The following is a 25422-nucleotide window of genomic DNA, read 5'->3' as shown; positions in this document are numbered from 1 at the left end:
ATTTCACCGGGCGGGAGAAATACTCGCCGTGAACACGAATACGGCGGTCGGGGTGGCCGCCGCCGCGCCGGACGCCTATGTCCCCACGTCCCTCTGAGTCGCTTGCGGAACGCCCCCATGTCCTATGTCGCCCGTGACGATCGCCCTGCCGACAAGGCCGGACGCTATGCCGAGGTCGAGGATGAAATTCTCGCCGTCCTGGACGGCGAACCCGACCTCACCGCGCGGATGGCGACGGTCGCCTCGATCCTGAACGACGCCTTCCCGGCCTTCTTCTGGACCGGCTTTTACGTCGTTGATCCCACGCGCGAGCGCGAGCTGGTGGTGGGGCCTTACCAGGGGACCCTGGGCTGTCTGAGGATCGCGTACGGCCGCGGCGTCTGCGGCGCGGCGGCGCAGACCGGGGTCACCCAGGTCGTGCCTGACGTCCACGCCTTTCCCGGCCATATCGCCTGCGACAGCCGTTCGGCCAGCGAGATCGTGGTTCCGGTGTTCGGACCCGACGGCGCCCTGATCGCGGTCTTTGACGTGGACGCCACCGAGACGGCCGCCTTTGATGCGGTGGACGCCGAATGTCTGGAACGGCTGCTGGCGAAGGTGTTCGCCTAGAGCCGGGCCACGCCCCCCCGATCCGTCATCCTCGGGCTTGACCCGAGGATCGGAGGTTCAATGAGCACGGCCACAACGTTCAGCGCACAGCGGCCGGGCTTCCGGCCCTCGGGTCAAGCCAGAGGGTGACGGAACGCATGAATGGAAGGGCCCTAGAGCCCTTCGAACAACGCCGTCGACAGATAGCGTTCGGCGAAGCTGGGGATGATCGCCACAATGGTCTTGCCCGCATTCTCTTCCAGGGCGGCCAGACGGAAGGCGGCGGTCAGGGCGGCGCCCGACGAGATGCCGACCGGAATGCCCTCGACCCGCGCCGCCTTGCGGGCCATGTCGAAACTGTCCTCATTGGAGACCTGTTCGACGCCGTCGATGACCGACCGGTCGACGATGGAGGGCACAAAGCCCGCGCCTATGCCCTGGATCTTGTGCGGGCCGGGCGCGCCGCCCGACAGCACGGGCGAGGCGGTCGGCTCGACGGCGATCATCCGGATCGACGGCTTCTTCGCCTTCAGGGCCTGACCGACGCCGGTGATGGTGCCGCCGGTGCCGACGCCGGCCACGACGATGTCGACCGCCCCGGCCGTGTCGTTCCAGATCTCCTCGGCCGTCGTCGCCCGGTGGATGGCGGGGTTGGCCAGGTTGTCGAACTGCGACGGGCTGAGGGCGCCGGGCGTACGCTCCAGCAGCTCCTGGGCCATGGCGATCGCGCCCTTCATCCCCTTCTCGGCCGGGGTCAGCACCAGTTCGGCGCCCAGCAGGGCCAGCATCTTGCGGCGCTCGATCGACATGCTTTCGGGCATGACGAGGATCAATTTGTAGCCCTTGGCCGCCGCCACAAAGGCCAGGGCGATCCCGGTATTGCCGCTGGTCGGTTCGATCAGGACGGTGTCGGGGCTGATCCGCCCCGCATCCTCCAGCGCCTCGACCATGGCCACGCCGATCCGGTCCTTGACCGAGGCGATCGGGTTGAAGAACTCCAGCTTGGCCAGCACCGTGGCCTTGGGCGCATACTCCGCCGACAGCCGCGGCAGCCTCACGATCGGCGTGTCGCCGATGGTGTCGATGATCGAGTCATAGACCTTGCCCCGGCCCGTCTTCAGGTGGCGGCTGGCGTCGTAAGTCATCGTGGATCTCCGGTTTCATCGACGGCGGACTAACAGATAGGTCGCCTAACCGATCCGCAAAGTCGTTGCGGCGATCATTTCTGCATTCTGCCGTCAGCCCGGCTATCGACACGCTCTGGTCCGCCGTCCGGCAGGGAACCGCGACGTCGCCAGGCCGCTAGTAGCCCATGCCGGACAACCTTGACCATTTAGACGACACCCGCATTTTCAGCATCGGCGGCAGCAGCCTCACTGTCGGCGGCCTTGTCTCGGGCGTGTTTATCTTTTCCCTGGCGATCATCCTGTCGTGGCTCCTCACACGGACGATCCAGCGCATCCGCCTGCGCGGCAATCCGCGGTCGAACGGCGCGCTGTATCTGCTGGAGAAACTCGCAGGCTACTCACTGATCATCGGCGGCATGTTCATGGCCCTGTCGAGCGCAGGGTTGAATCTGTCCTCGCTGGCCGTCTTCGCCGGGGCGATCGGCATCGGAGTCGGTCTCGGCCTCCAGGGCGTGGTGAAGGAGTTCGTCTCCGGGATCTTCCTGATCTTTGATCGAATGGTGTCGGTGGGCGACTACGTCGAACTCGACTCGGGCACGCGCGGGGCCATTGCCGAAATCGGCCCGAGGGCTACGCGGATCCGCACCAATGACAACGTCAACATTATCGTGCCCAACTCGCATCTGATCGAGGGCCCGGTGACCAACTGGACGCTGAAAGGCGACACGCGGCGGATTCATATCCCGTTCGGCGTCGCCTACGGGGCCGATCGAACCCAGGTTCGCGAGGCCGTGCTGGCTGCGGCGCGGGCCAGTCCCTTCACCCTCCCGGAGACCGAGGCGCGCAAAAGCCAGGTCTGGCTGACGGGGTTCGGGGACAGCAACCTGAATTTCGAACTTCTGGTCTGGCCGACGCAGGAGGCGGTCAAAAGGCCCGCCGCCATGCACGCGGCCTATACATGGCTGATTGCCGATGCCCTGGAGACGGCCGGCGTCGAAATCCCCTACCCCCAGACCGATCTGCGCCTGCGCAGCGTATTCGGTCGCGAGGGAGACGCCGCACTCGAGGTTCTCGGACTGCGGCCCGGTGGCGGCCCCGTCGTTCCGAACGTTCCAACGGCTGCAAAGCCCGGCCGGTCTGATCCTCCGGGCGCGCAGCCCCTTCAACCGCCCGTCAACGACGCCGCCGAGGACCTGCTGCGTCGGGAAGACGCCAGCGATGAACCCGTGAAGGACTAGCCCGGGCATGGGCAGACTGACGTCCGACACGCGGCTACGCCCCCCGCCCCTTCACCCCCCGTTAACCACGATCCCGCATCTGGTTGACGGGTGGAAACCCTGGTCAAAGCCGTCGAAGCGATCGACCCCCTGGTCGTGACCGGCAAGGTCGCCGGGGTCAGCGGTCTGTTGATCGAGGCGCGGGGCGGGTTGTCGCGGCTGGCGGTCGGGGCGCGGGCCGAGATCGAGCGGCGGGGGACCTTTCCCCTGCCCGCCGAGGTGGTCGGCTTCCGCGACGCCAAGGCCCTGTTGATGCCGTTCGGCCCGGTCGAGGGGGTGGCGCCCGGGGCCGACATCCGCATCATCGGCCAGCGCGCGTCGGTGCGGCCGACGAAGGCGTGGCTGGGTCGGATCATCGACGCCTTCGGCCAGCCCATCGATGGCAAGGGTCCCCTGCCCCAGGGGCCGGTCCCCTATCCTCTGCGCGCCTCGCCGCCGCCCGCCCATTCGCGCGGCCGGGTCGGAGAGCGGCTGGATCTGGGCGTGCGGGCCATGGACGTCTTCACCACCACCTGCCGGGGCCAGCGGCTGGGCATCTTCGCCGGCTCGGGCGTCGGCAAGTCGGTGCTGCTGTCCATGCTGGCCAAACAGGCCACCTGTGACGCCGTCGTGGTCGGCCTGATCGGCGAACGGGGCCGGGAGGTCCGCGAATTCATCGAGGAGACCCTGGGCGAGGAGGGCCTGCGTCGCGCCATCGTCGTCGTGGCCACCAGCGACGAACCGGCCCTGAAGCGCCGCCAGTCGGCCTATATGACCCTGGCCATCGCCGAATATCTGAGGGATCAGGATCTGGAGGTTCTGTGTCTGATGGACTCGGTCACCCGCTTCGCCATGGCCCAGCGCGAGATCGGTCTCGCCGCCGGCGAGCCGCCGACCACCAAGGGCTATACCCCCACCGTCTTCACCGAACTGCCCAAACTGCTGGAGCGCGCCGGCCCCGGCCCGGTCCGCCCCGACGGCACCACGGCGGGGCCGATCACCGCCCTGTTCACCGTCCTGGTCGACGGCGGGGACCATGACGAGCCCATCGCCGACGCGGTGCGAGGCATTCTGGACGGCCACATCGTCATGGATCGCAAGATCGCCGAGCGCGGCCGCTTCCCGGCCATCGACGTGCTGAAATCCGTCAGCCGCACCCTGCCCGGCTGTCAGACCCCGCCCGAGCGCGAGCTGAACAAGCGGGCCCGCCAGTCTCTGAGCGCCTATTCGGACATGGAGGAGCTGATCCGCATCGGCGCCTATCGCGCCGGGGCCGACCCCATCGTCGACCGCGCCATCGCCCTGAACCCCGCGCTGGAGGCCTTCCTCGGTCAGGACAAGGACGACGCCACCCGCCTGGCCGACTCGTTCACGCGCCTTGAGGGTATTCTCAATCAGGGGATGCTGGGAAATGGCTAGTGACTAGTGGCGAGTGGCGAGTGGCTAGCATCAAACCGTCGTTGTGGAGCCTGCTCACCAATCACCATTCACTAATCACTATCCACTCGCCACTCGCCACTCGCCACTTCGTTAGACTCGCTTAACCCCCAAGACCGCATTGTGACCTCATGACCAGCTGGGCCCATTCCCTGATCCGCATCTCCAACTATGAGGTCGAGACGCTGCAGAAGCGTCTGGCCGAGATCACCACGCGCCGCGCCTCCGCCGAGATGCGGCTGGCCGTGCTGGACGCCGAGATCGAGATCGAACAGGAGCGCGCCCGCGCCGACGCCTCCGCCGCCGTCATGCTGGGCGCCTATATGACCGGCTGGAAGATGCGCAAGGGCGCCGCCGAGACCGCCCTGACCACCCTCGACGCCGAGGAAGAGGGCGCCCGTGACGCCCTGACCGGCGCCTTCGAGGAGCTGAAAAAGTTCGAGCATGTCGCCGAAACGACCCGCCTGAACCAGCTGATCGCCATCGCCAAACGCGAGACCGCCGCATTCGACGAAATGGGCTTGCGCCGGAAGTCGGCTTAAATCTTCCTTCTCCCCCTCGTGGGAAAAGCTGGCTCGAGAAGCGAGACGGATGAGGGGATGCGTCCGCCTTTCAGGTCTCACAGTTCGGAGCCCGTCAGATGACACAGCCCCCTCATTCGCCCGGCTCCGAGAGCCACCTCCACTCCCGAGGCGAGACGGCTTTCAGTCGCCGCGCCCTCCTCGCCGCCCCCCTGCCCTTCGTCGCCCTCGCCGCCTGTGACCGGTTCGCGGCGGCGGAGCCCGCCTCCTCTCCTGCGCCGGCGGTCCCGCCGCTGAAATCCATCGCCCCCTTCCCTGTCGGGGCCGCAGTGATGGCCGGCCATTTCGACGACCCGGCCTGGGTGGATCTCGCACGCGCCCAGTTCAACCAGCTGACGCCCGAGTGGGAGATGAAGATGGAGTACATCCTCCAGTCTCCCGGCCGGATGACCTTCGACGCCCCGGACCGCATCGCCGCGACCTGCGCCGCCGAGGGCGTGCGTCTGCATGGCCACGCCCTGATCTGGTATTCCCAGGGCGAACAGGCCTTCGCCGGCCTCGACCGCCGGGCCTTCGCCGCCGCCTATGACCGCTATATCGCCGAGGTCGCCGGTCGCTATCGCGGCAAGGTCGTCAGCTGGGACGTGGTCAATGAGCCGATCGCCGAGGACGGCAATGGGCTGCGCGACCACCACTGGTCCCGGATGCTGGGGGCCGACGCCTATATGATCCGCGCCTTCGAACAGGCGAAGGCGGCCGATCCCGATGCCGTCCTGTTCCTCAACGACTACAACCTCGAGAACAATCCCGTGAAGGGCGCGACCTTCCTGCGCACGGTCGAACGGCTGCTGAAAACCGGGGCGCCGATCGGCGGGCTGGGGACCCAGTCGCATCTGGACATCGAGATTCCGGCCGGACAGATCACCGCCTTCATGCGCGAACTCGCCGGTTTCGGCCTGCCGATCCATGTTTCCGAGCTGGACGCCTCCCTGCGCCGCGAACGGGGCGGCGACCTGCGGTCACGCGCCCAACGGCTGGCACAGCAACAGGCCCGGGTCGTCGAACTGGCCGAGGCCTTCATGGCCCTGCCGGCCCGCCAGCGCTTCGCCTTCACCGCCTGGGGGCTGAGGGACAGCGACAGCTGGCTGCGGCGCGACGGCAAGGATGACGGTCAGGACCAGCCGCTGCTGTTCGACGACGCCGGCCGGGCCAAACCCCTGACAGCGGCGGTGGCCGGGGTGTTCGGGCGGGGGTAGGCTTCGCTTCCCTCTCCCGGCGGGAGAGGGCTTGAGCGCACGGCGGCGCAGCCGTCGTTCTGGCGCGAAAGGGTGAGGGGTCGGCGCCGAATCCATATCCCTGTTCGTGCGACGGCCTACGCCGACTGCATCGCCAACCCCTCATCCGTCTCGCTTCGCGAGCCACCTTCTCCCGCCGGGAGAAGGACCGTCATCTCCGCAGAATCGTCTCCATCGGCCGGCCCCTGGCCAGTTCGTCAATCAGCTTGTCGAGGTAGCGAACCTCTCGCATCAGCGTATCCTCGATCTGTTCGATGCGGACGCCGCAGATGACGCCGGTGATCGTTTCCCGCGCCGGGTTGAGGTTCGGCGCCTTGGCGAAGAAGGTCTCGAAGTCGGTCCCGTCGGCCAGCAGGGCCTCGAACGCCCCGGCGCCATAGCCGGTCAGCCAGAGGATGATCTGGTCCACCTCGGCCTTGGTCCGCCCCTTCCGCTCCGCCTTGGCGACATAGTGGGGGTAAACGCTGGCGAAGGGGGTGGTGTAGATGCGGTGGCCGGGCATGGTCGTCTCCTGTCTCGCCCCGCAAGATGGCCCGCTCACGCGGCGCAATGCAAAACGCCCGCCGGTTTCCCGGCGGGCGTCTGGTTTTCTGGTCGTTTCTTCCCTGAAGGCTCAGGCGGCGACTTGCGCGGCGCCTTCCGACGGGTCGCGCAGCACATAGCCCCGGCCCCAGACGGTTTCGATATAGTGTTTGCCGCCGGCGGCCGTGGCCAGCTTCTTGCGCAGCTTGCAGATGAAGACGTCGATGATCTTCAGCTCGGGCTCGTCCATGCCGCCGTACAGGTGGTTCAGGAACATTTCCTTGGTCAGGGTGGTGCCCTTGCGGAGGCTCAGCAGCTCCAGCATCTGGTATTCCTTGCCCGTCAGATGGACGCGGTGACCGTTCACCTCGACCGTCTTGCCGTCCAGGTTCACGGCGATCTCGCCGGTATGGATGATGGCCTGGGCGTGACCCTTGGAGCGGCGGACCACGGCGTGGGTGCGCGCGATCAGCTCGTCCTTGTGGAAGGGCTTGGTCATATAGTCGTCGGCGCCGCCGCCGAAGGTTTTGACCTTGGTTTCGATCTCATGGCTGCCCGACAGGATCATCACCGGCGTATTGACCTTGCCGACGCGCAGCTGGCGCAGGACCTCGAGGCCGCTCATGTCAGGCAGGTTCAGGTCCAGAAGAATGAGGTCATAGTCATAGATCTTGCCCAGATCGATGCCTTCCTCGCCGAGGTCCGTCGTGTAGACGTTGAAGCCCTCGGACTTGAGCATCAGTTCGATGCTCTGGGCCGTCGCGTGATCGTCTTCAATAAGCAGAACGCGCATTCGTGCCCCTCCAAGGCAAAGCTTGATCGTCAATCCACGGCAAAGAGCCGGGTAACCTTGTTCGCGAGTTAACCGGCGAAAACCTTAAGAACGGTTAACGCCACCCCATTGAGGCGAATCGTAGGCTGATTTGCGAATCGGCGTCGAGGGGCCTGAGTCAACGATTCGAAATATTTCCGGCAGTCGCCGGCCGGGGCGGATCGGGGGCCTTTCCCGCGCAGCCCGGCTGCGACCGAAGCTGACGTTGAACAGGTTTATATTCCTATCACTCGGACAGGCGCGCCGTATGGTTCAGTGCGCCGCAGGCGGGGAGACAGACGGATTTGGAGACAACCTATCAGGTGCCGGTGACGGAGCGCGACCGGGTGCGGGCCGGGCTGGTGGTGGAGCTGATCGCCCTGTGTTTCGGCGTCCCGGCGGAGGATATCCGGGCGCGGGGGCGGCTGGGCGTCAAGGGCTGCCGGGCGCGCTGGGTCGCCCTGTATCTGGCCCACATCGGCTATGGCTGGCCGCTGGAGCGCGTCAGCCACGCGTTCGGCGTCAATCGCGCCACCGCCGGTCACGGCTGCCGCTGGGCCGAGGAGGCCCGCGACGACCCGGCCTTCGACAGCCTTCTGGAACGGCTGACCGATCTGGTCCGCGACGTCTGCGAGACGCCGCGGCTGGAGCTGAAGCCTTGAGCAACCACGCCGTCCTGCGACGGGCCCGGGGGCTGCTGGCCCGAACGGGGGCCTGGATCGACCGGAAGGCCGACCCGCGCCGGGCGGCCTATCCCCTGAGGCTGTCGCCGGATCGGCGCGGCCGGGTCAGTCTGTGGCTGGACGAAACGACCCTGGCCGCCTTGATCGCCGACCCAGGCCTGCGTGCCCGGCCGGACGGCGGCTGGATCGCGCGGCCCGCCTCTTGCGAGGCCGCGGACCGCGCGGGAAGACCGGGTGTGATCGAGGGTCAGCGGGTGGTGATGGACGTCGATGGCGGCCTGACCCTGCACCGCGCCAATCTGGGGGAAAGTCCGCTGGTCTGGCTGGCGCGTCGGCGCGACGCCGATGGGCGGCCCCTGCTGGGGCCGGCCGAGCTGGCCGCCGGAGAACGGCTGCGCCGGGACGCCGAGACCGCAGCGAAGGGCCCGTCGGTCACCATGCGCTGGGACGCCCTGCCGCGCCCGGGCTGTGGCTCGTCGGCCCGGTTCGAGCCGGGCGATACGGCCCTTGCCGCCTCAACCCGGGTGACCGCCGCCCTGACCGCCTGCGGTCCCGACCGGGCGATGGTTCAGGCCATCTGCATCCGGGCGTCGCCGCTCCAGATCGCCGAACGAACCCTGGGTCTGAAACGCCGCTCGGGACGGCTCGCCCTGCAGCGGGGTCTGGCCGCCCTGGCGCGCCACTACGCCATCGGCTGATGCGGATGCGGCGGGCCTCAGGCCCCGAGGGCCTCCTGGCGGATACGCCCGACCATATTGTTCAACCCGTTGGCGCGCTGCCGGGTCAGGGCCTGCGGCAGGCCGAGGCGGTCCAGCGCCGCCCGGGCGTCGAAGGCCAGAATCTCGGCCGGCGGCCGACCCGAATACAGCCGCAGCAGCAGGGCCACATTGCCCCTGGAGATGGCGCTGTCGGAATCGGCGCGGAAGAACAGCCGCCCGTCGCGCGCCTCATGCGCCAGCCAGACCTGTGACGCGCAGCCGGGCACCTTGTTGGCCTCGACCCGGTCCCCCTCAGGAAGGGGCGCCAGGTCCTTGCCCAGATCGATGACATAGGCGATGCGATCCTCCCAGTCGTCGAACAGGTCGAAATCCTCGACGAGGGCGGTCAGGGCGTCTTGGATCGTGGCGTCGGCGGGGACGGAGGTCATGCCGGCCAGATAGTCCGGGCGGGCGGGCGGGACAACCACTGCCTGCGAACCGGAATCGCCTCGCGCGTGAGCGATCTCGCGCTAGGAGGCCGCCCCGTCTAGGATTTGTCCGGGTTCGCCGGTTCCAGCCGCCGTTTCAGCCCGACGCCTCCCCCGAGTTTTCTTCCCTGTTTAGATCCGCCTCCTGATCGTCCCTCAAATCCGGCGCCGCCGATTGCCCTCCCCCTCCGCCACAGCAGACAGGATACGCCCGCCCGGCCTCCGGCGGCTGGCGATGTGGCATGGCGGCTGCGCCCTGGTCCTGGCCCTGCTGGCGCCGGCGATCTACCTGTCCGGCGGCCTGAGCGGGACAACGGGGCTGTCGGTCCGGGCGGCGCTGGTCCTGATGACGGCGCCGGGCCTGCTCGGGCTCTGGCTGCTCCACGCCGACGGGCCTCGCGACCGCGTGCTGGCCCTGGGTCTGTGGTGTCTGGCCGCCACCTCGGCCTCGGCCCTGTCCGGCGGCCTGGCCGGACCGCTGGCCGGTCTCCTGTTTCTCCCCGTCGCGGCCGGACTGATGCTGGGCGGATCAGCCTGGGGCCTGAACGGGGCTCTCGCCGGCCTGGCCTCGGTCGTCATCTCGGCCCTGGTGGGCTGGTTATCCGTCCGCCTGGGCGGCGCGCCCCCCCCGGCGGATGGACTGGCGGCCATCAGCGGGCTGATCGCCGCCGGAGCCCTCGCCGCCGCCATGGTCTGGAGCTGGGGCCCGCGTGAGACCGCGCTGGAGGCGGCCTTGACCGCCCGCCGGCGTATCGAGGCCCTGCTCGAGAGTCAGCCCGGCCTGACCCTGGTGCTGACGGCCGCCGGCCGGGTATTGACCACCCACGGCGCCGCCCCGCCCGCCCTGATCGTGGCGGACCTGATGGAGCAGGGGCTGATCGCCTCGGTCCATGCGCCGGACCGGCCGCTGGTGTCGGCGGCGCTCGACCGCGCCGCCCGCGCCGGCGAGGGCGCCGAGAGCCTGCAGATCACTTTCGCCCCCCGTCAGGCTCTCGATCGGCGGGTTCTGCTGGTGGTTCGGCGGCTGGACGGCCTGGGGACCTCGGCGCGGCTGATCGCCCAGGCCTTCGACGGCACGGTCCAGTTCGCCCGGGAACACGGGCTGGAAACCGCCCGCGCCGAGGCCGTGGCCCGCAACGAGGGCAAGAGCCGGTTCCTGGCCAATATGAGCCATGAGCTGCGCACGCCCTTGAACGCCGTTCTGGGCTTTTCCGACATCATGCGGACGCAGCTGTTCGGCCCCCTGCCCGTGCGCTACGCCGAATACGCCGACTCCATCCATCAGGCGGGCGGCCATCTGCTGGCCCTGATCAACGATGTGCTGGATGTCTCCAAGATCGAGGCCGAGCGCTATGAACTGGCGATCGAGCGGTTCGATGCGCGCGAGGCCGTCTCCGCCGCTGTCGCCATGGTTCGGCTGGCGGCGACCGACAAGGGCCTTGCCCTGTCCGCCGTGATGCCGGGCGAGGCCGTGGGCGTCGACGCCGACCGTCGCGCCCTGCAACAGATCACGCTGAACCTGTTGTCCAACGCCATCAAATTCACCCCGGCCGGCGGCACGGTGACCGCCACCCTGGAGGCCGTCGGCCCCTATCTGGAGCTGGTGGTGTCCGACACCGGCGTCGGCATTGCGCCCGAGGATCTGCAGCGGCTCGGCCGACCGTTCGAACAGGCCGGCGGGGTCGAGCAGCGCGCCCAGGGCACCGGCCTCGGCCTGTCGCTGGTGCGCTCCCTGGCGGAACTGCACGGCGGCCGGATGACCATCGACAGCACCCTGGGCGAGGGCGCGGCCGTGACCGTGCGCCTGCCCGTGGTGGCGATCCAGAAGGCCCTGCCGCTGGACACGGGCGCCGAGATCATCCCCTTGCGGCCTGCGCCGGACATCGCCGGCTAGGTCCGCACGATCAGATCGGCCCCATGGCCGTGAAGGCGCGGCCGGCGGCGAAATCCCCGGCCTCGAAACGGGCGCGGGCGACGCTGTCGTCGCGGAACAGGAATTCGACCACAAAGGGCTCGCGCGGGTCCAGACCGGCCAGGGTGTCAGCCATGTCGCTGCGAAACAGCCAGACCTCGCCCTGTCTGTGGTCCGGAGCCAGCAGGGCCTTGTCGGCCTCCAGATTGCCGGCGGCGAAGAAGGCGCGACGGGCGGCTTCCGGCGGAAGGTCGGCGCGACCAGCCTTCAGCCACGGGTGCGGCGCCCGCTCGACGTCGCGCATCACGACCCGAACGGCATAGGGCCTCGACTTGCCGACAAAGGAGACCACGACCGAGACGGTATCCGTCCGGTCCCCGCCCGCGACGAGGCCGAAGCTGACCGGGGTCGCGCCGGTCACGGTCGTCTGCATCAATCGCCAGCCTGCGGTCTGGAAGGCCGTGCGATCCGCCTTCCAGACGCCCCGGTCGCCGGGGAACTCCATGCGCCGCAGTCCGGCCCAGGCCGAATAGGCCGAGGCCACGCGGTCGCGCACCACGGCCAGCTGCGGATCGCTGCACGCCGTCGCCGCCGCGCGGCCGCGGGCGCGCTGGACGATGTCGGCGAGCGCCTCATCCGGGACCCCGGCGCGCGCGGCCGCCCCCCGCGCCTGAAGCGCGGAGGCCGACAGGGCGGCGCCCAGCGCGGGGCTGAACAGCCGGCAACGGGCGTCGGCGGCGACAATGAAGCTACGTTCGTACCAGGTGTTCGACAGGGGCGCCGACGCCCCCGACTGCGCCCCCGCCGGCGCGGTGACGGCGCCCGAGCCGATCGCCGCGGCGCAGACGATGGCCAGCCGGCGCTGTCGTTTGCGGCGCGGATTGACGCATACGGATCGAAGCGAATGGCCTATCATCATCGCTCGACCATAGGGCCAGGGGGTTCCGGTCCCGTTTCCGAGCAGGGTTACCCATTTGCTTCTGTCCAGCGACCTCTGGGTCAGCGCCCTGGTCCGCCGCGCCGAGATCGGCGGCGGTTTCGCCACTGTGGCCCGGCGCGGAGACGACCGCGCGGGCACGGTCATAGTCAAGGCCTGGGATACCACCACGCGCCAGGCGCGGCTGTTTGCGGAAGCGTTCGGGCCGGACGGCGAACGCCTGTGGATCCAGCCGGTCACCAGCGAGACGGAGTCCGAACTGGACGCCTATATCGAGCGCCAGATCGGCTACGATCCGGACCTCTGGGTGGTCGAGATCGAGGACCGGCAGGGCCGGCACTTCATCACCGAGACGGTGCAGGGCGAGAAGAACAGGGACTAGGGTGTGGCGTCTGGGGTGCAGGGTGTGGGCGAACAGCGCCCCGACGCCGCCTTGCCGGCCTGAGCCCCCACGTCGACGGCCTTTGGACCTTCCTCTTCCCTACACCCCACACCCCACACCCCTGTCCCTGATCCCTCCCCTCAGGCCATAAATCCTTAACCGCGTTCGTGAACGGGACTGCAAGCGCCCCGCGATAGATTGGCATGTCGGCTGATCCGGTCGAAGCCAGTGGGGCCGTCCATGCTTTTCCTTCTCAACGACGTCGTCTTCGATCTTGACGAGGCCTGCCCGGTCTCGGCCGTCGATGCGCGCCGGTTCGAGAGGCTGGACTTCGACTATATCCTGGAACTCGGTTGCGAACTGTTCTCCGAGGAGCCGCTGCTGCACCGCACCGATCCCGAACGCGCCCGCCGTCTGGCCTGGCTGATCGCCGACCGGTCGCCGGAGGTGAACGCCGCCCTGTTCGCCGCCCCTGCCCGCAACTGCCCGCCCGAGTTGGTCGAACCCCGCTTCTGCGCCCTGCCCGAGGCGGTCATGCATCAGTTGAACGCCAGCGACCATCTGGGCGCCCTGACCCCGGTGACGGCCGACCGGGCGGTCTGGAACCGTATGGCGGCCTGATCGCCGCTTCGCCGGCGCTGCACAGATCGGGGTTCCAGTCCGCGAGAGTCATGGCCGCGCTTGCGTGGGCGGCCGGCCTGTGGCCTCAATCCCGTATCGGGGTGAGGGCGTATCGTGTTTGACAGACTGAAATCCTGGGGCGCCGCCGCCTCGCTGTTCCTCGCGCTGGCCCTGGCCAGTCCGGTTCAGGCCGAATGGCTGAAGGCCGAGAGCGAACATTTCGTCGTCTATGGCGACACCTCGGAAGCCGCGATCCGCAACTATACGCGCAAGGTGGAACGGTTCGACGGCCTGCTGCGCATCTGGTTCCCGCCGCGTGCGCAGGTGATCAAGGCGGCGAAGCTGACGATCTACCTGGCCGACGGGCGCGAGGATATGCGCAAGATCTGGCCGGACATCCCGGCCAATGTCGGCGGCTTCTATACGCCAGGCGAGGAGCGGATTTTCGCCGTCACGGGCGGCAGCGGCACTGAAAACGACCACACGCTGTTTCATGAATATGGCCACCATTTCATGTATCAATACATGCCGGGCGCCTATCCCGGTTGGTTCGTGGAGGGTTTTGCCGAGTTCTTCGCCACGGCGGACCTGACGCCCAGCCGGATGCGTGTGGGCCTGCACAGCCCCGGGCGTATGAACTCCCTGACGATGGGCGAGAACAGCTGGCTGCCGATGGAGGCTGTGCTTCGATCGCGCTCGTCCGCCTTCCGGGGACGCGGGCATTTCTATTACGCCCAGTCCTGGGCCCTGACCCACTATTTCCTGAGTACGGATGAACGCCGGGCGGCGATGGGGCGCTATCTGCGGGCCGTGATGAACGGCGGCGATCCCGTCGCCTCGCTTGAGCCCGCGACCGGCTTTACGCCCGCCCGGTTGCAACGCGAGGTCCAGACCTATCTCGGCCGGATCGCCTTTCGTCCTGAACAGCGGGAAACGCCGCCCGCTGACGTGACCGTGACCCGCCTGCCGGCCTCGGCCGGCGATCTGATCTGGCTGGATCTGCGCCTCGCCCGATTTGTGCCCGAGCCCCTGCGGGCCGGAAACCTGGCCGAGGCCCGGGGCATCGCTGCGCGATATCCCGACGATCCCTGGGCCGCGCGCGTCCTGGCCCAGGCCCATCTCGACATGAAACAGCCCGCAGAGGCCGTGCGCATCATGGACGCCAGCCTCGCCCGACAGCCGGACGACCCGCTGGCCTTGCGGATGAAGGCGGTCGCCCTGATGGACCATGGAGACGCCGTCAAGGAGAGCGATCCCGACCTTTACCGCAACCTTTTCGATCAGGCGGGGCTCGCCCTGGCCCAGGCCTACCCGCTCGACAGTTCGGACTACCGGCTCTACCTCGCCCTCGACAGGGCCAGCCGGACCACCGAAGGCTATCCGACCGACAACGACCTCAACAGCTTGCTGATGGGCCGCGCCCTCGCGCCCCAGGTCCAGGCGCTGGGCGTTCGAGCAGCCCGGATCCTGGCGCAGAAGGGCGACTACGCCAATGCGATCGCCATCCTGTCGCCGATCGCCAACAATCCCCATGGCGGATCGGGGATGGCTGCCCTGCGACGCCAGTTGGCTGAGGTCCGCAGCAAGGCCGGACTGCCGGGGACTGCGACCGGGGACGAACTTGAGGCCGAAGAGGCGGCCGGGGAAGAAAACGGCGGGGGTGAAGAGGGCGGCGGCGATGAAGGCGGCGACTCAGTCGGTTGACCGGTCGCGCCTTCTGGTCAGATGACCGCGTTGAACACCAGATGCACCAGCAGCGCCGTCCCGATAATGAAGCCGAAACCGCCCGCGAGACAGATCATCGGGTGTCGGGTCGGCGCCTCGGAGGGCGGCGTCCGGGAGACGTCGGACCGGCCGTCCGCAGGATCAAGCATAGCCATTGGCGCATTCCTTTCGCGCGTTTCCATGTCCCGACGGCGCCCGGCTGCGTGGCCGATGCGTCTCGTCGCCGGTGACGATGAACCCGAAACCCGCTCCTGGCCAGAGGCATCGTTTTGTCACTGACCTGGGCCAGACTGATCTGATCCCGACCCTGCCCGGTCCGACCCCGCCTCCTCTGTTCCCCGCGTCTCCCTCACGGACCGCCCGTATGATCCGCCTGTTTCATCGATTGCCCGCCCTCGCCGCCCTGGCTCTGGGCCTTGCCCTCATCGCCGCCCCCGGCGTCGCCTTCGCCGAATGGCGTCGCGCCGTGACCGACCGCTTCATCATCTATTCCGAAGGCAGCGAAGCCAGCCTGCGCGAACGGGCCGAGGGACTGCACCGGTTCGACCGCCTGATCCGTGCGCCGTTCGGTCTCAGTCAGGATCCGCCGGCGCGGCCCCTGACCATCATCCTGACCAGCGGGCGTCAGGGCATGGAAGACGTCTGGCCGGGCGTACCCCGGAACGCCGGCGGCTACTATTCCGCGACCGAGCACGACATCTACGCCGCCCTGCCGCGCCAGGGCGACGAGACGATCCTCCTGCATGAGTACGTCCACCACGTCATGCGCCAGAACTTCCCCGGGGCGACCCCCGCATGGTTCACGGAGGGCGTGGCCGACTACTACAAGACCGCGCGTATCGACGCGCGGGAGACCCGCGTCGGCTATCGCGACGACGCCCGCATCGCCACGATGAACCGGCTGCCCTGGATGCCGATCGAGGTGCTGATGACCCGCCGCGCCCTGTCATCCAGCCGGGAGCATATGGCGGCCTTCTACGCCCAGTCGTGGCTGCTGACCCACTATCTGCTCAGTGATCCGCCACGGCTGCGTCAGCTGGAGGCCTATCTGCGCGCGGTCGGCGAGGGCGCCGGATCCCTGGAAGCCATCCAGCCGGCCTTCGGCATGACGCCGGACGAGCTGGAGACCGCGGTCCGACGCTATCGCGCGGGGACCATGCCCTATGCCGTCTTCTCCACCCCCCCGTCGCCCCCGCTGGATATCCGCATCGAGACCCTCGGGCCGTCCGCCGACGCCCTGTTCGCCCTCTCACGCCGCCTGACCTATCCCCAGCGCGGTCCGGACGGACCGGAGGTGCTGGCGCGGGTGCGGGCCCTGGCGGCGCGCTGGCCCGAGGACCGGCTGGCCCGGATGACCCTCGCCAGGGCCGAGTTCCAGCTGGGCGAGGCCGCCGCCGCCGAGGCCGCCCTCGACGCGATGCTCGCGGCCGATCCAGCGGACGAGGAGGCCCTGCGCTGGATGGCGAAACTGCGGATGCGGGCTGCGAATCAGGCCGGGGAAGCCAACGACCGCGAGACCCGCGACCGGCTGCAGCGTCAGGCCCGCGCCTTTCTCGGCCGGGCGATGAACGCCGATCCCGACGACTATCGCATCTATCTGGCGCTGGGCCGCAGTCGCCGCACCGCCGCCGGCTATCCGGACGACAACGATCTGGCGACCTGGGCCCTGGCGGCGCAGCTGGCGCCCCAGGTCGGCGCCGTGCGCTGGGAGGCGGCCGAGGCCTTCAGCCGGGCCGGACAGAACGACGTCGCCGCAACCCTGTTGCTGCCGCTCGCCAACGACCCCCACGGCGGCCCCGGCGCCGCCCGCGCCCGTCAGCGCCTGCAACAGATCCGTCCCGACGCCGAGGCCGCACCGGAAGCGGAGGCGGGTTCGGACGTTGCGGGCGAACCCGATCAGGGCTAACGCCCCGGCCCATGTCGAAACTCACTGTCGCCGAAGAGGCCCTGCGCCGCAGGACCTTCGCCATCATCGCCCACCCCGATGCGGGCAAGACCACCCTGACCGAGCATATCCTGCTGGCGGGCGGAGCCATCCGCGCGGCCGGCGCCGTGCGGGCGCGGGGCGAGAACCGGCGCACCCAGTCCGACTGGATGAAGATCGAGAAGGAGCGCGGCATCTCCGTCTCGGCCTCGGTCATGACCTTCGAGCACACGCCCGCGGACGGCCTGGCCCGGATGTTCAACCTGCTGGACACCCCCGGGCACGAGGACTTCTCGGAAGACACCTACCGCACCCTGACCGCCGCCGACTGCGCCATCATGGTGCTGGACGCCGCCAAGGGCATCGAGCCCCAGACGCTGAAGCTGTTCGAGGTCTGCCGCCTGCGCGACATCCCGATCATCACCTTCATCAACAAGCTGGACCGCGAGGCCCTGGACCCGATGGAGCTGCTGGACCAGATCGCCTCCCAGCTCCAGCTCGACCCCGCCCCCATCTGGTGGCCGGCCCAGAGCGGCAACCGGCTGCGCGGCATGGTCGAGGTCGGGACCGGCCGGTTCCAGCCCTATGCCCGCAAGATCCCCGGCGCCGTCGAGGACGCCGGCCACCCCGAGGCCCTGCATCTGGACGCCGCCTCGCAATATTTCGAACCCGGCGAACTGCAGGAGCTGCGCGACGCCGCCGAACTGGTCGAGGGCGGCTATCCGGCCTTCGACCGTCAGGCCTTCCTGGAGGGCCATATGACGCCGATCCTGTGGGGTTCGGCCCTGCGCCACTTCGGCATCGACGAGCTGCTGGCCGCCATCGGCGAATGGGCCCCCCCGCCCAAGGTCATGAAGGCGAGGAAGGAAGCCCCGCCCGAGACCCGCAACGCCCCCGCCCCCGTCGACCTGACCGTCGAGCCCGGGTCGGACGAGGTCACCGGCTTCGTCTTCAAGGTCCAGGCCAATATGGACCCCAACCATCGCGACCGCATCGCCATGTTCCGCATGGCCTCTGGCAAGTTCCAGCGCGGCATGAAGCTGAAGGTCCAGAACACCGGCAAACAGCTGTCGGTCAACGCCCCGATCATGTTCTTCGCCAGCGACCGCGAACTGGCCGAGGACGCCTATGCCGGCGACGTCATCGGCATTCCCAACCACGGCGTCCTGCGGGTCGGCGACAGCCTGTCGGAAAGCGGCATGGTCCGTTTCGCCGGCCTGCCGAACTTCGCCCCGGAAATCCTTCAGCGCGTCCGGGTCAAGGACCCGCTCAAGGCCAAACACCTGAAGAAGGCGCTGGACGGTCTGGCCGAGGAAGGCGTGACCCAGCTGTTCCGCCCGGAACTCGGCGCGGACTTCATCGTCGGCGCCGTCGGTCAGCTGCAGTTCGAGGTGATGGCCGACCGTCTGGGCGAGGAATACGGCCTGGACGTCATCTTCGAGCACAGCCCCTGGGCCGAGGCCCGCTGGCTTCTGGGGGAAAGGGCCGACCTCGAGGACTTCATGGGCAAATACCGCCCCCAGATGGCGACCGACATCGACCAGTCCCCGGTCTTCCTGGCCAAATCCAGCTGGGAAACCGGCTACGTCGGCGAGCGTTTCCCGAAGGTGCGGTTCTCGAAGACGAAGGAACGGGGGTAGCGACAGATACCCGGCAGGGCACGAGCGCCCATGCCGACGCCTTCCTTCGGACGCCTCCGCATGGTTTGGTAGTCTCCGGTTGACGTCGCCGCGTCGCGGAGCCCCGATGATCGTCTCGCTGCTGAGCCTTTCCATCCTTCAGGCCGCGCCTTCAGGGGCGTCACCGCCCGCGCGGCTGATGTCCTATGAGGAAACGGTGCGGTGCGCCGGGGTGACCCAGGCGGCGTCGGAGCTGGAGGGCGGCGAGAGCGCCGAGGGCCGGGCCCTGTCGGACGCGGCCCTGTTCTGGTCGCTGACGGCGGGTCAGGCGGCGGTGACCGCCGGCAAGACGCCCGCCGCCGCCGATGCCGATCAGGCGGGCGCGCGGATCCGGGCCGTGCGCGAGCTCAACGCCGGGGACGCCGCCACCCGCGCCGTTCTGGCGCGTTGCCGTCAGAGGACGCCCGACCTTGGCTGATCTTCGGCCTTCCCTCTGGCGACTGGCCCCGGTTCTGGCGAACTCCGCCGGCGGCGCTGCGTTTGCAGGAGAGACGGGGGGATCCTCCCATCGGTCCCGATCCGGGACGGGCGAAAGGCTGGCGAGGCGCATGTTCGAGTTCGGCAAGGGTTTGCGAAATCTGTTCGGGTCATCGCGGGACGCCGATGACCTCGGCTGGCTGGAGCTGATCGGGCCGGAACTGCTGTCGCGCGAGGCCCGGACCCAGTGCACCGACGCCGGTCGCGTGTCCTGCGCCAGACCCTTCATCGGCTGGATGCGCGGCGCGCTGCTGTGGCGCGAGCACGCCCGCCGCACCGGCTCGGCCGACAGTCTGAAACGCGCCCTGAATGCTGCGGACGACGCCCGACGCGCCGCCCGCACGCCCGAGGAGACGGTCCGGGCCCAGATCGAGACCGCCCTCGGCCTGATGGCCCGGTTCGACCTGTGCGGCGGAATAGCGACCCTTGAGAAGGCGGTCGCGGCCGCGCCCCGACAAACGCCCGACCTGCGCCCGACGACCGCCGCCGCTCTGGCCGGCGTCCACGCCCGGCTGCGCCTGCGTCAGGCCCGGCTGGCCAACAAACCCGAAATCCTGCTGCGCGCCGCCGCCCTGATGGATGCGGCCATTGCGCTGATCGAGGCGTGCCGCGCCGGGCCTTCGGATGACCTGCGGCTGGAACGCGCGGCCCTGGCTCTGGAGACCGGGGTCATGCGACGGGACGCCCATCTGCTGGATCAGGCCGGCGGCGAGCTTCGCCGTCTGGTCTCGGGCGCCGATCCCGACCGGCGGCCGCTGAGCCGCGCCCGCGCCCTGACGCTTTGCGCCGCCGGGCTGTCGGCCCTGGCCGCCCTCGCCGGCGACGACGAGGCCCACGCCCAGGCCCGGCTGATGTTCGACGGCGCCGCCGATCAGTTCACCCCGGACCACAGCCCGCTGGACTGGGTGGCCATCCAGTTGGCCCGCTCGGCGACGCCCGGCGCCGTGTCCCTGACCCTGTTGCGTCAGGCCGAGGCCCTGGGCGGCGGTCAGGGGCTGGTGCTCGGTGCCCTCGCCCGCGACCGACGGCAGGAGGTCGAGACCCGCGCCGCGGCGGCCGCCCGTGACCGCGACCTGATGCAGGAGCAGCGCGACGCCATCCTGCGGCGGCTGAGCGTGGTTCGCCGCGCCTCGACGTCGGCCCTCGCCTCAGGGACCGACGCTGCGGCCGCACACCCCGTCGAGGACGGGGCGGGCGACCTGGACTGGGCGGTGGATCAGATCGCCCTGGCGCGTCTGGACGCCGCACGCGCGCGCCTGACCGGGGATACGGACTGCCCTCCATCCGGCTTCGCCCTGTTCGAGGCGGCGGAGATCGCCCGCGACCGCGGCCTGCCCGACCTGGCCGCCGCCGCCGAGGCCCTGATGCCCGGGCGTTCGATCAACGTCTGAAATTCTGCGACGCGTCAGCCCGGGACCGGATCCGCACCGCCGAGGTCGATCAATGAAAGGCCGCTATCCGCCGAGCGCGGTGAACGGCCCGTTCCTGAAGCCGGGCTTGCCATAGGCCAGCCGCTGGCTGTCGGGGCCCAGCACCCGGCCGCCTGCAGCCTCCAGCACCGCCTGACCCGCCGCCGTATCCCATTCGTGGGTGGGTCCCGAGCGCGGATAGGCGTCGAAACGGCCCTCGGCGATCAGACAGAATTTCAGCGAGGAATCCGCGCCCTGCCAGCGCACACAGCCATGCTGTTTCATCAGCCGGTCGGCCTCGGCGTCCGTGACGCTGTGGCTCAGCAGGGCGACGCCGTCGGAAGGCCGTTCCCGCACCTTGATGGCGCGCCAGGCCTCGCCGAAGCCGCGCCTCTGGGCGCCGTCGGGGCCGACCCGGTAGCTGGTCGCCGTCGCCGGCGCCGTGACCACGCCCGCGACCGGATAGCCGTTCTGGATCAGGGCGATATTGACGGTGAAGGACTCCTTGCCCGCCACAAAGCCGCGCGTGCCGTCCAGCGGATCGATCAGCCAGAACACCGCCTCGGCGGCATCGGGCGCGCCATCGGCCGCGACCGCCTCCTCGGCCACGGTCTGGACCCCGGGCCACAGGGCGGAGAGCCGCTCCAGAATCAGGGCCTCGGCCTGCTGGTCGGCCAGGGTGACGGGACTGTCGTCCGCCTTGGTCTGCACCGCCGCATCGGCGCGCCAGTAGGGCAGGATCACACGGGCCGCCTCCTCGGCGATGTCGGCGATGGTGTCGTGGAGGGCGCCGGAGGCGAGGTCACGGGCGAGAGCGTCGGTCTTCATGCGGCTCCGATAGCCGACATCCCCGGTTTCGCGAACCGGCAAATCAGCCCAGTTTGTCGGAAAATCCGCCAATGCCCCCCGAACGTCCTCAAGAGTTTCCATGACTGACGTCGAAATGCCCGCCTCAGCCCTGCCGTTCGAACCGACGGAACTGGCCACCTATGTCGCGGCAAAGCTGTGCCATGACTTCATCAGCCCGGCCGGTGCGATCATGCAGGGGCTGGATTTGATGAACGATCCGACCGCCCAGGACATGCGCGAGGACGCCCTGAACCTGGTGGCCCAGAGCGCGGCCAAGATGGTCGCCCTGGTTCATTTCGCCCGCGTCGCCTTCGGCGCCGCCACCAGCAGCGAGAGCTTTTCCTCCGCCGAGCTTCAAGGTCTGGTCGAGGGACTGGTCAAGGGCGGCCGGGCGACGATGGACTGGCGGGTGTCGGTATCGACGTTCAGCAAGCCGGAGGCGCGAACCCTGATCAATCTCGCCTATCTGACCGTGGGGGCCCTGCCCTCCGGAGGCGCCGCCGTCATCACCGGCGAACGCACGGCGGAAGGCCTGGTCCTGCGCGGCCTCGCCGAAGGCGCCCGGGCGCGGCTCAAGCCCGAGGCGGAAACCGGACTGCGCGGACAGCGGCTCACCGACGGCCTGGCCGGCCAGTGGATCCAGCCCTACTGGCTCTGGCTGACCGCCCGCGACGCCGGCGGCCGGCTGGAGCTGGACGTCGAGGAGGGACGGGTCGTGCTGACGGCTGCCCTCCCCGCCTGAAACCGCATGGAAACCTTAACGCCAACGCCTCGTTAACCGCCGCCCTGCGATGATGCGGCGGGGCGCGCTCTCGATTCCCCGGCGCCGGAGACCTCTGTTGGACCCCAGGACCTGTTTGATCGTCGACGACAGCCGGATCATCCGCAAGGTCGCCCGTCGCATCGTCGAGGGGCTGGGCTTTGAGGTCGATGAGGCGGCGGACGGCGTGGAGGCCCTGACCTGGTGCGGCTCGGCCATGCCGGACGTCGTCCTGCTGGACTGGAACATGCCGGTGATGGACGGTCTGACCTTCCTGCGCCGCCTTCGCGCCCTGCCGGGCGGCGAGGCGCCAAAGGTCCTGTTCTGCACCGTAGAGACGGCCCCTGAACGGATCGCCGAGGCCCTGTCCGCCGGCGCCGATGACTATGTGATGAAGCCGTTTGACGGAGAGATCCTCCAGTCGAAATTCGCGGAGGTGGGCGCCGTCTGACGGCCGCGATCAGCATGACTCCTGACGATTTCGAGCGATTGCAGGCCCTGATGGCCACCCGCGCGGGCTTCCGCCTGACGCGGGACCGCATGCATCTGGCCGAACATCGCCTGGGGCCGATCGCCCGGCGCGAAGGCTTCGACTCCGTTCAGGCCCTGCTTGACGCCCTCTGGGCGCGGCCCGTCGCTTCACTGGGCTGGTCGGTGATCGAGGCCCTGCTGAACAGCGAGACATGGTTCCGTCGCGACCGCGCGCCGTTCGACTCCTTTGCCCGCGAGTTGCTGCCTGCGCTCGGCAAGGCCCGGCCCGGCGGACTGGTCCGCGTCTGGTCGGCCGGCTGTTCGAACGGTCAGGAAGCCTATTCGCTGGCTATGGCCGCCCTGGACGCCCGGGCCCATGTCGAGATCAGCGCCACCGACCTGTCGGCCCGGGCCGTCGATCGCGCAAGATCGGGCGCCTACACCGGTTTCGAGATCCAGCGCGGCCTGTCCGCCGCCACGATGTTGCGCTGGTTCGAGCCGCTGGACGACCACTGGGTGGCCCGCGCGGACCTGAGGGACGCCGTCCGCTTCAGCCGGTCCAATCTTCTGGACGAACCGCTGGAGGGGCCGCGCTACGACGTCATCTTCTGCCGCCATGTACTCAAGGATATGGAGCCGACCCGTCGGGCTGCGGTCATCGAGGCGCTGGAGCGCCGGCTGGTGGACGACGGCTGCCTGTTCGTCGGCGCCGACGAACGGCTGGAAAACGACAGTGTGGCCTTCCGACCGGTGAACGGCCGCAAGGGACTGTTCGTGAAGTCGCCGTCCTCGATCTCGCGCGCCGCCTGATTCCCGCCCACCGCGCCAAAGTCGCGTGACACCCCGCTTTTTCCCGCCCTACACTTCGCCTCGGGGGGAATGACATGCAGCTGGACTCATCTCGGATAGAGCCGACCCGCGTCGATCCGGCCCGCGTCGATCCGGCGCCTTCATGGCCGATGGCGCTGCGCCGCATCGCGCTCCTTCCCTGCGCCCTGGCCCTGGCCCTGTCGCTGGGCATCGCCGCCCTTCAGGTTCCGTCGCCGCAGGGGCTCGACACCGCCGCGACCGGCTTCTCCACCGCGCGCGCCATGGTCGATGTCCGCGCCATCGCCCGGGCGCCGCATCCCGTCGGTTCGGCGGAGCATCGGCGGGTCCAGGACCATCTATTCGCGCGGATGACCGCGCTCGGCCTCAATCCCGAACGCCAGACCGGCGTCCTGTCGCCCGAAGCCGTGCGTCGGATGGAGCGCTGGGGTCTGGATCCGGCCAGTCCGGTGGTGAACCTGGTCGGCGTCCTTCCCGCCTCCGGACCACAGGCCCGGCCGAACGCCCCCGCCGTCCTCCTGATGGCCCACTATGACACCAGCCCGACCTCCCCCGGCGCGGCCGACGACTCGACCGGCGTGGCGGCGGTGCTGGAGACCGTCCGCGCCATCAAGGCGCGCGGCCCGATCCGACGCCCCCTGATCGTCCTGCTGACCGACGGGGAGGAGCTGAATCTCGACGGGGCGCGCGCCTTCTTCAGCGAGCACCCGCTGCGCGAACGGATCGGCGCCGTGGTCAATCTGGAGGCGCGGGGCGGAGGCGGCCGGGCCATGATGTTCGAGACCGGCCCCGGCAACCGCCAGACCATCGAACTGTTCGCCCGGGCATCCGCCCGCGCGCCGGGCGGACCGACCTCGAACTCCCTGGCCGTGGTCGTCTATGAGAACATGCCCAACGGCACCGATTTCACCATCGCGCGTCAGCGGGGCCTGGCCGGGATCAATCTCGCCTTCATCGGCCGTCCGGACCAGTACCACGCCCCGAATGCGACGCCCGGGGCCCTCGACCAGGGCGCGGTCCAGCATATCGGCGGTCAGGCGCTGGAGGCGGCCGACGCCTTCGTCCGAACCCCCGCCCTGCCCGTCGCCGGAGAGCGCCGCGTCTACGCCGACCTGATGGGCCAGGTGATCATCAGCCACTCCCCCGCTGCCGGCTGGTGGGTGTTTGCGGTCACCCTCGCCCTGACCGCCTTCGGCTACTGGGGCGCGCGCCACGCCACCCGGCTCCGGTTCAGCGAGGTCCTGCGCGGCGCCGCCGACGGCCTTTGGCTGGTCGCCACCGGACTGGTCCTGACCACGGCCGTCCGCCTGCTGGCCGGCCCCCTGTCCAGCCGCGCCGACAGCCCGGAGACCTACTATACCCTGTTGCGTCGCCTGCCCTGGATCGAGGGGGGCGCCGTGCTGGTGATCCTGGCGGTGGTGCTGACCCTGTTGGCAGGGCGTCAGGCGTTCGGCCGGATCGCCCTGACCGCCGTGGTCGCCCTCGCCGCCCTGTTCGCCGTGATCATGGGCGGGTTCGGCTATGTCGTTCCGGCGGCGGCCGCCCTCTCGATCCTGCTGATCTGGACCGTGCGAGGCCCGCGCTCGACGCGCGGCGGCTGGATCGGGCTGATCGGCCTCGTGGCCCTGCTGGGCGGCGTCGTTCAGGTCCTGTCCCCGGAGGCCGCCTTCCTCCTGTTGTGGCCCGCCCTGCTCGCCGCTGCCGCCCTGGCCGCGTCCATGGTCATCAGCGCCCGGCTGGTCGGTCCGGTCGCCCTGATTGCGCCGGCGATCGCCACCGTTCTGGGCGGCGCATGGATCGTCTATCTGGCGCACCCGGTCTTCCTCGGCGTCGGCATGGATCTCCCGGGCGTGCTCGCCCCGCTGGCCCTGCTGGCGCTGGTGTTCGCCTATCCGTTGGGGCGGATCATTCCGGCGCCGCGCCTGCTGGCCGCGACCGCCTGTGCGGTATTGATCCTCGGGACCGGCGTGAGCCTGTGGGCGCAGGTCGCGGAGCCCGCGCCGCCGTCCTCGACGCAGTGAA

26 protein-coding genes are annotated in these 25422 nt (G+C 69.4%); 19 read left to right on the top strand and 7 right to left on the bottom strand.

The window, feature by feature from the left end; all coding sequences use genetic code 11:
• Positions 1-117: 117 nt before the first annotated feature.
• The gene (locus ACW17W_RS04835) at positions 118-609 is read left to right on the top strand and encodes a GAF domain-containing protein (RefSeq protein WP_492079608.1); all 492 of its coding nucleotides are present in this window, start codon (positions 118-120) and stop codon (positions 607-609) included.
• Between the two features lie 152 nt (positions 610-761).
• On the opposite strand, the gene cysK is transcribed toward ACW17W_RS04835, so the two are convergent.
• Positions 762-1733 (bottom strand): cysteine synthase A, encoded by a 972-nt coding sequence (gene cysK / locus ACW17W_RS04830; protein ID WP_492079607.1) that lies wholly within the window; start codon positions 1731-1733, stop codon positions 762-764.
• Positions 1734-1900: 167 nt separating this feature from the next.
• Here cysK and ACW17W_RS04825 point away from each other — a divergent pair, with 167 nt between their 5' ends.
• From ACW17W_RS04825 to ACW17W_RS04810, 4 genes are all read left to right on the top strand, one after another.
• Positions 1901-2953: a mechanosensitive ion channel family protein gene (locus ACW17W_RS04825; protein WP_492079606.1), complete on the top strand. Its 1053-nt coding sequence runs from the start codon at positions 1901-1903 to the stop codon at positions 2951-2953.
• 90 nt (positions 2954-3043) lie between these two features.
• Positions 3044-4390, top strand: a complete 1347-nt coding sequence (gene fliI, locus ACW17W_RS04820) for a flagellar protein export ATPase FliI (protein WP_492079605.1) — start codon at positions 3044-3046, stop codon at positions 4388-4390.
• A gap of 149 nt (positions 4391-4539) precedes the next feature.
• Positions 4540-4950, top strand: a complete 411-nt coding sequence (locus ACW17W_RS04815; protein WP_492079604.1) for a flagellar FliJ family protein — start codon at positions 4540-4542, stop codon at positions 4948-4950.
• Positions 4951-5048: 98 nt separating this feature from the next.
• Positions 5049-6185, top strand: coding sequence for an endo-1,4-beta-xylanase (locus tag ACW17W_RS04810; RefSeq protein WP_492079603.1), 1137 nt, complete (start codon positions 5049-5051; stop codon positions 6183-6185).
• A gap of 190 nt (positions 6186-6375) precedes the next feature.
• On the opposite strand, the gene ACW17W_RS04805 is transcribed toward ACW17W_RS04810, so the two are convergent.
• Together ACW17W_RS04805 and ctrA are read right to left on the bottom strand one after the other, a co-directional pair.
• Complete coding sequence (locus ACW17W_RS04805) at positions 6376-6726, bottom strand: DUF2200 domain-containing protein (protein WP_492079602.1); 351 nt, start codon at positions 6724-6726, stop codon at positions 6376-6378.
• A gap of 111 nt (positions 6727-6837) precedes the next feature.
• Entirely contained in the window at positions 6838-7539 is a 702-nt protein-coding gene (gene ctrA, locus ACW17W_RS04800; protein WP_492079601.1) for a response regulator transcription factor CtrA, read from the bottom strand.
• Positions 7540-7862: 323 nt separating this feature from the next.
• Between ctrA and ACW17W_RS04795 the strand changes: the two genes are divergently transcribed.
• Both ACW17W_RS04795 and ACW17W_RS04790 read left to right on the top strand, forming a co-directional pair.
• A complete protein-coding gene (locus ACW17W_RS04795) occupies positions 7863-8219 on the top strand; it encodes a chromosomal replication initiator DnaA (RefSeq protein ID WP_492079600.1) in 357 nt (118 codons plus the stop codon).
• Positions 8216-8938: a DUF6456 domain-containing protein gene (locus tag ACW17W_RS04790; RefSeq protein WP_492079599.1), complete on the top strand. Its 723-nt coding sequence runs from the start codon at positions 8216-8218 to the stop codon at positions 8936-8938. Before ACW17W_RS04795 ends, ACW17W_RS04790 begins: the two co-directional genes overlap by 4 nt.
• A gap of 17 nt (positions 8939-8955) precedes the next feature.
• On the opposite strand, the gene ACW17W_RS04785 is transcribed toward ACW17W_RS04790, so the two are convergent.
• Positions 8956-9387 carry a SufE family protein gene (locus tag ACW17W_RS04785; RefSeq protein WP_492080259.1) on the bottom strand — a complete coding sequence of 144 codons (432 nt, stop codon included), beginning with the start codon at positions 9385-9387 and terminating at the stop codon, positions 8956-8958.
• 214 nt (positions 9388-9601) lie between these two features.
• Here ACW17W_RS04785 and ACW17W_RS04780 point away from each other — a divergent pair, with 214 nt between their 5' ends.
• Positions 9602-11320 (top strand): sensor histidine kinase, encoded by a 1719-nt coding sequence (locus ACW17W_RS04780; RefSeq protein WP_492079598.1) that lies wholly within the window; start codon positions 9602-9604, stop codon positions 11318-11320.
• Between the two features lie 10 nt (positions 11321-11330).
• On the opposite strand, the gene ACW17W_RS04775 is transcribed toward ACW17W_RS04780, so the two are convergent.
• Positions 11331-12257: a hypothetical protein gene (locus ACW17W_RS04775; RefSeq protein WP_492079597.1), complete on the bottom strand. Its 927-nt coding sequence runs from the start codon at positions 12255-12257 to the stop codon at positions 11331-11333.
• A gap of 55 nt (positions 12258-12312) precedes the next feature.
• Between ACW17W_RS04775 and ACW17W_RS04770 the strand changes: the two genes are divergently transcribed.
• The 3 genes from ACW17W_RS04770 (at position 12313) to ACW17W_RS04760 (ending at position 14982) form a co-directional block, all read left to right on the top strand.
• Positions 12313-12657, top strand: a complete 345-nt coding sequence (locus tag ACW17W_RS04770; RefSeq protein WP_492079596.1) for a DUF1491 family protein — start codon at positions 12313-12315, stop codon at positions 12655-12657.
• Positions 12658-12897: 240 nt separating this feature from the next.
• Positions 12898-13278 (top strand): hypothetical protein, encoded by a 381-nt coding sequence (locus ACW17W_RS04765; protein WP_492079595.1) that lies wholly within the window; start codon positions 12898-12900, stop codon positions 13276-13278.
• 114 nt (positions 13279-13392) lie between these two features.
• Positions 13393-14982: a tetratricopeptide repeat protein gene (locus ACW17W_RS04760; RefSeq protein WP_492079594.1), complete on the top strand. Its 1590-nt coding sequence runs from the start codon at positions 13393-13395 to the stop codon at positions 14980-14982.
• Positions 14983-14999: 17 nt separating this feature from the next.
• Here the strand turns inward: ACW17W_RS04760 and ACW17W_RS04755 are convergent, their stop codons facing one another.
• The gene (locus ACW17W_RS04755; protein ID WP_492079593.1) at positions 15000-15158 is read right to left on the bottom strand and encodes a hypothetical protein; all 159 of its coding nucleotides are present in this window, start codon (positions 15156-15158) and stop codon (positions 15000-15002) included.
• A gap of 209 nt (positions 15159-15367) precedes the next feature.
• Between ACW17W_RS04755 and ACW17W_RS04750 the strand changes: the two genes are divergently transcribed.
• From ACW17W_RS04750 to ACW17W_RS04735, 4 genes are all read left to right on the top strand, one after another.
• Entirely contained in the window at positions 15368-16909 is a 1542-nt protein-coding gene (locus tag ACW17W_RS04750; protein WP_492079592.1) for a DUF1570 domain-containing protein, read from the top strand.
• Between the two features lie 11 nt (positions 16910-16920).
• Positions 16921-18567, top strand: coding sequence for a peptide chain release factor 3 (locus tag ACW17W_RS04745; protein ID WP_492079591.1), 1647 nt, complete (start codon positions 16921-16923; stop codon positions 18565-18567).
• 106 nt (positions 18568-18673) lie between these two features.
• Positions 18674-19024 carry a hypothetical protein gene (locus tag ACW17W_RS04740; RefSeq protein ID WP_492079590.1) on the top strand — a complete coding sequence of 117 codons (351 nt, stop codon included), beginning with the start codon at positions 18674-18676 and terminating at the stop codon, positions 19022-19024.
• Between the two features lie 130 nt (positions 19025-19154).
• Positions 19155-20474: a hypothetical protein gene (locus ACW17W_RS04735; RefSeq protein ID WP_492079589.1), complete on the top strand. Its 1320-nt coding sequence runs from the start codon at positions 19155-19157 to the stop codon at positions 20472-20474.
• 63 nt (positions 20475-20537) lie between these two features.
• Here the strand turns inward: ACW17W_RS04735 and cysQ are convergent, their stop codons facing one another.
• Positions 20538-21320 carry a 3'(2'),5'-bisphosphate nucleotidase CysQ gene (gene cysQ, locus ACW17W_RS04730; protein ID WP_492079588.1) on the bottom strand — a complete coding sequence of 261 codons (783 nt, stop codon included), beginning with the start codon at positions 21318-21320 and terminating at the stop codon, positions 20538-20540.
• A 100-nt stretch (positions 21321-21420) separates the two neighbouring features.
• Here cysQ and chpT point away from each other — a divergent pair, with 100 nt between their 5' ends.
• The 4 genes from chpT to ACW17W_RS04710 all read left to right on the top strand — a co-directional run bounded on the left by chpT (position 21421) and on the right by ACW17W_RS04710 (position 25421).
• Positions 21421-22083, top strand: coding sequence for a histidine phosphotransferase ChpT (chpT, locus tag ACW17W_RS04725; RefSeq protein WP_492079587.1), 663 nt, complete (start codon positions 21421-21423; stop codon positions 22081-22083).
• A gap of 52 nt (positions 22084-22135) precedes the next feature.
• Positions 22136-22552, top strand: coding sequence for a response regulator (locus ACW17W_RS04720; protein ID WP_492079586.1), 417 nt, complete (start codon positions 22136-22138; stop codon positions 22550-22552).
• 14 nt (positions 22553-22566) lie between these two features.
• Entirely contained in the window at positions 22567-23382 is an 816-nt protein-coding gene (locus tag ACW17W_RS04715) for a CheR family methyltransferase (protein ID WP_492079585.1), read from the top strand.
• A 74-nt stretch (positions 23383-23456) separates the two neighbouring features.
• Entirely contained in the window at positions 23457-25421 is a 1965-nt protein-coding gene (locus tag ACW17W_RS04710; RefSeq protein WP_492079584.1) for a M20/M25/M40 family metallo-hydrolase, read from the top strand.
• Position 25422 lies beyond the last annotated feature (1 nt).

Source organism: Brevundimonas sp. FV1ye29L (genome assembly GCF_058681095.1).
The sequence above is the reverse complement of the archived record's forward strand: the minus strand, read 5'-3'. Positions and strand labels throughout refer to the sequence as shown.

What these genes read in the sequence shown, in the direction of transcription:
- ACW17W_RS04835 (WP_492079608.1), top strand. Translation starts at nt 118, where the DNA reads ATGTCCTATGTCGCCCGTGACGATCGCCCTGCCGACAAGGCCGGACGC.
- cysK (WP_492079607.1), bottom strand. Translation starts at nt 1,733, where the DNA reads ATGACTTACGACGCCAGCCGCCACCTGAAGACGGGCCGGGGCAAGGTC.
- ACW17W_RS04825 (WP_492079606.1), top strand. Translation starts at nt 1,901, where the DNA reads ATGCCGGACAACCTTGACCATTTAGACGACACCCGCATTTTCAGCATC.
- ACW17W_RS04815 (WP_492079604.1), top strand. Translation starts at nt 4,540, where the DNA reads ATGACCAGCTGGGCCCATTCCCTGATCCGCATCTCCAACTATGAGGTC.
- ACW17W_RS04810 (WP_492079603.1), top strand. Translation starts at nt 5,049, where the DNA reads ATGACACAGCCCCCTCATTCGCCCGGCTCCGAGAGCCACCTCCACTCC.
- ACW17W_RS04805 (WP_492079602.1), bottom strand. Translation starts at nt 6,726, where the DNA reads ATGCCCGGCCACCGCATCTACACCACCCCCTTCGCCAGCGTTTACCCC.
- ctrA (WP_492079601.1), bottom strand. Translation starts at nt 7,539, where the DNA reads ATGCGCGTTCTGCTTATTGAAGACGATCACGCGACGGCCCAGAGCATC.
- ACW17W_RS04785 (WP_492080259.1), bottom strand. Translation starts at nt 9,387, where the DNA reads ATGACCTCCGTCCCCGCCGACGCCACGATCCAAGACGCCCTGACCGCC.
- ACW17W_RS04775 (WP_492079597.1), bottom strand. Translation starts at nt 12,257, where the DNA reads ATGATGATAGGCCATTCGCTTCGATCCGTATGCGTCAATCCGCGCCGC.
- ACW17W_RS04765 (WP_492079595.1), top strand. Translation starts at nt 12,898, where the DNA reads ATGCTTTTCCTTCTCAACGACGTCGTCTTCGATCTTGACGAGGCCTGC.
- ACW17W_RS04755 (WP_492079593.1), bottom strand. Translation starts at nt 15,158, where the DNA reads ATGGCTATGCTTGATCCTGCGGACGGCCGGTCCGACGTCTCCCGGACG.
- ACW17W_RS04750 (WP_492079592.1), top strand. Translation starts at nt 15,368, where the DNA reads ATGATCCGCCTGTTTCATCGATTGCCCGCCCTCGCCGCCCTGGCTCTG.
- ACW17W_RS04745 (WP_492079591.1), top strand. Translation starts at nt 16,921, where the DNA reads ATGTCGAAACTCACTGTCGCCGAAGAGGCCCTGCGCCGCAGGACCTTC.
- ACW17W_RS04740 (WP_492079590.1), top strand. Translation starts at nt 18,674, where the DNA reads ATGATCGTCTCGCTGCTGAGCCTTTCCATCCTTCAGGCCGCGCCTTCA.
- ACW17W_RS04735 (WP_492079589.1), top strand. Translation starts at nt 19,155, where the DNA reads ATGTTCGAGTTCGGCAAGGGTTTGCGAAATCTGTTCGGGTCATCGCGG.
- cysQ (WP_492079588.1), bottom strand. Translation starts at nt 21,320, where the DNA reads ATGAAGACCGACGCTCTCGCCCGTGACCTCGCCTCCGGCGCCCTCCAC.
- chpT (WP_492079587.1), top strand. Translation starts at nt 21,421, where the DNA reads ATGACTGACGTCGAAATGCCCGCCTCAGCCCTGCCGTTCGAACCGACG.
- ACW17W_RS04720 (WP_492079586.1), top strand. Translation starts at nt 22,136, where the DNA reads ATGCGGCGGGGCGCGCTCTCGATTCCCCGGCGCCGGAGACCTCTGTTG.
- ACW17W_RS04715 (WP_492079585.1), top strand. Translation starts at nt 22,567, where the DNA reads ATGACTCCTGACGATTTCGAGCGATTGCAGGCCCTGATGGCCACCCGC.
- ACW17W_RS04710 (WP_492079584.1), top strand. Translation starts at nt 23,457, where the DNA reads ATGCAGCTGGACTCATCTCGGATAGAGCCGACCCGCGTCGATCCGGCC.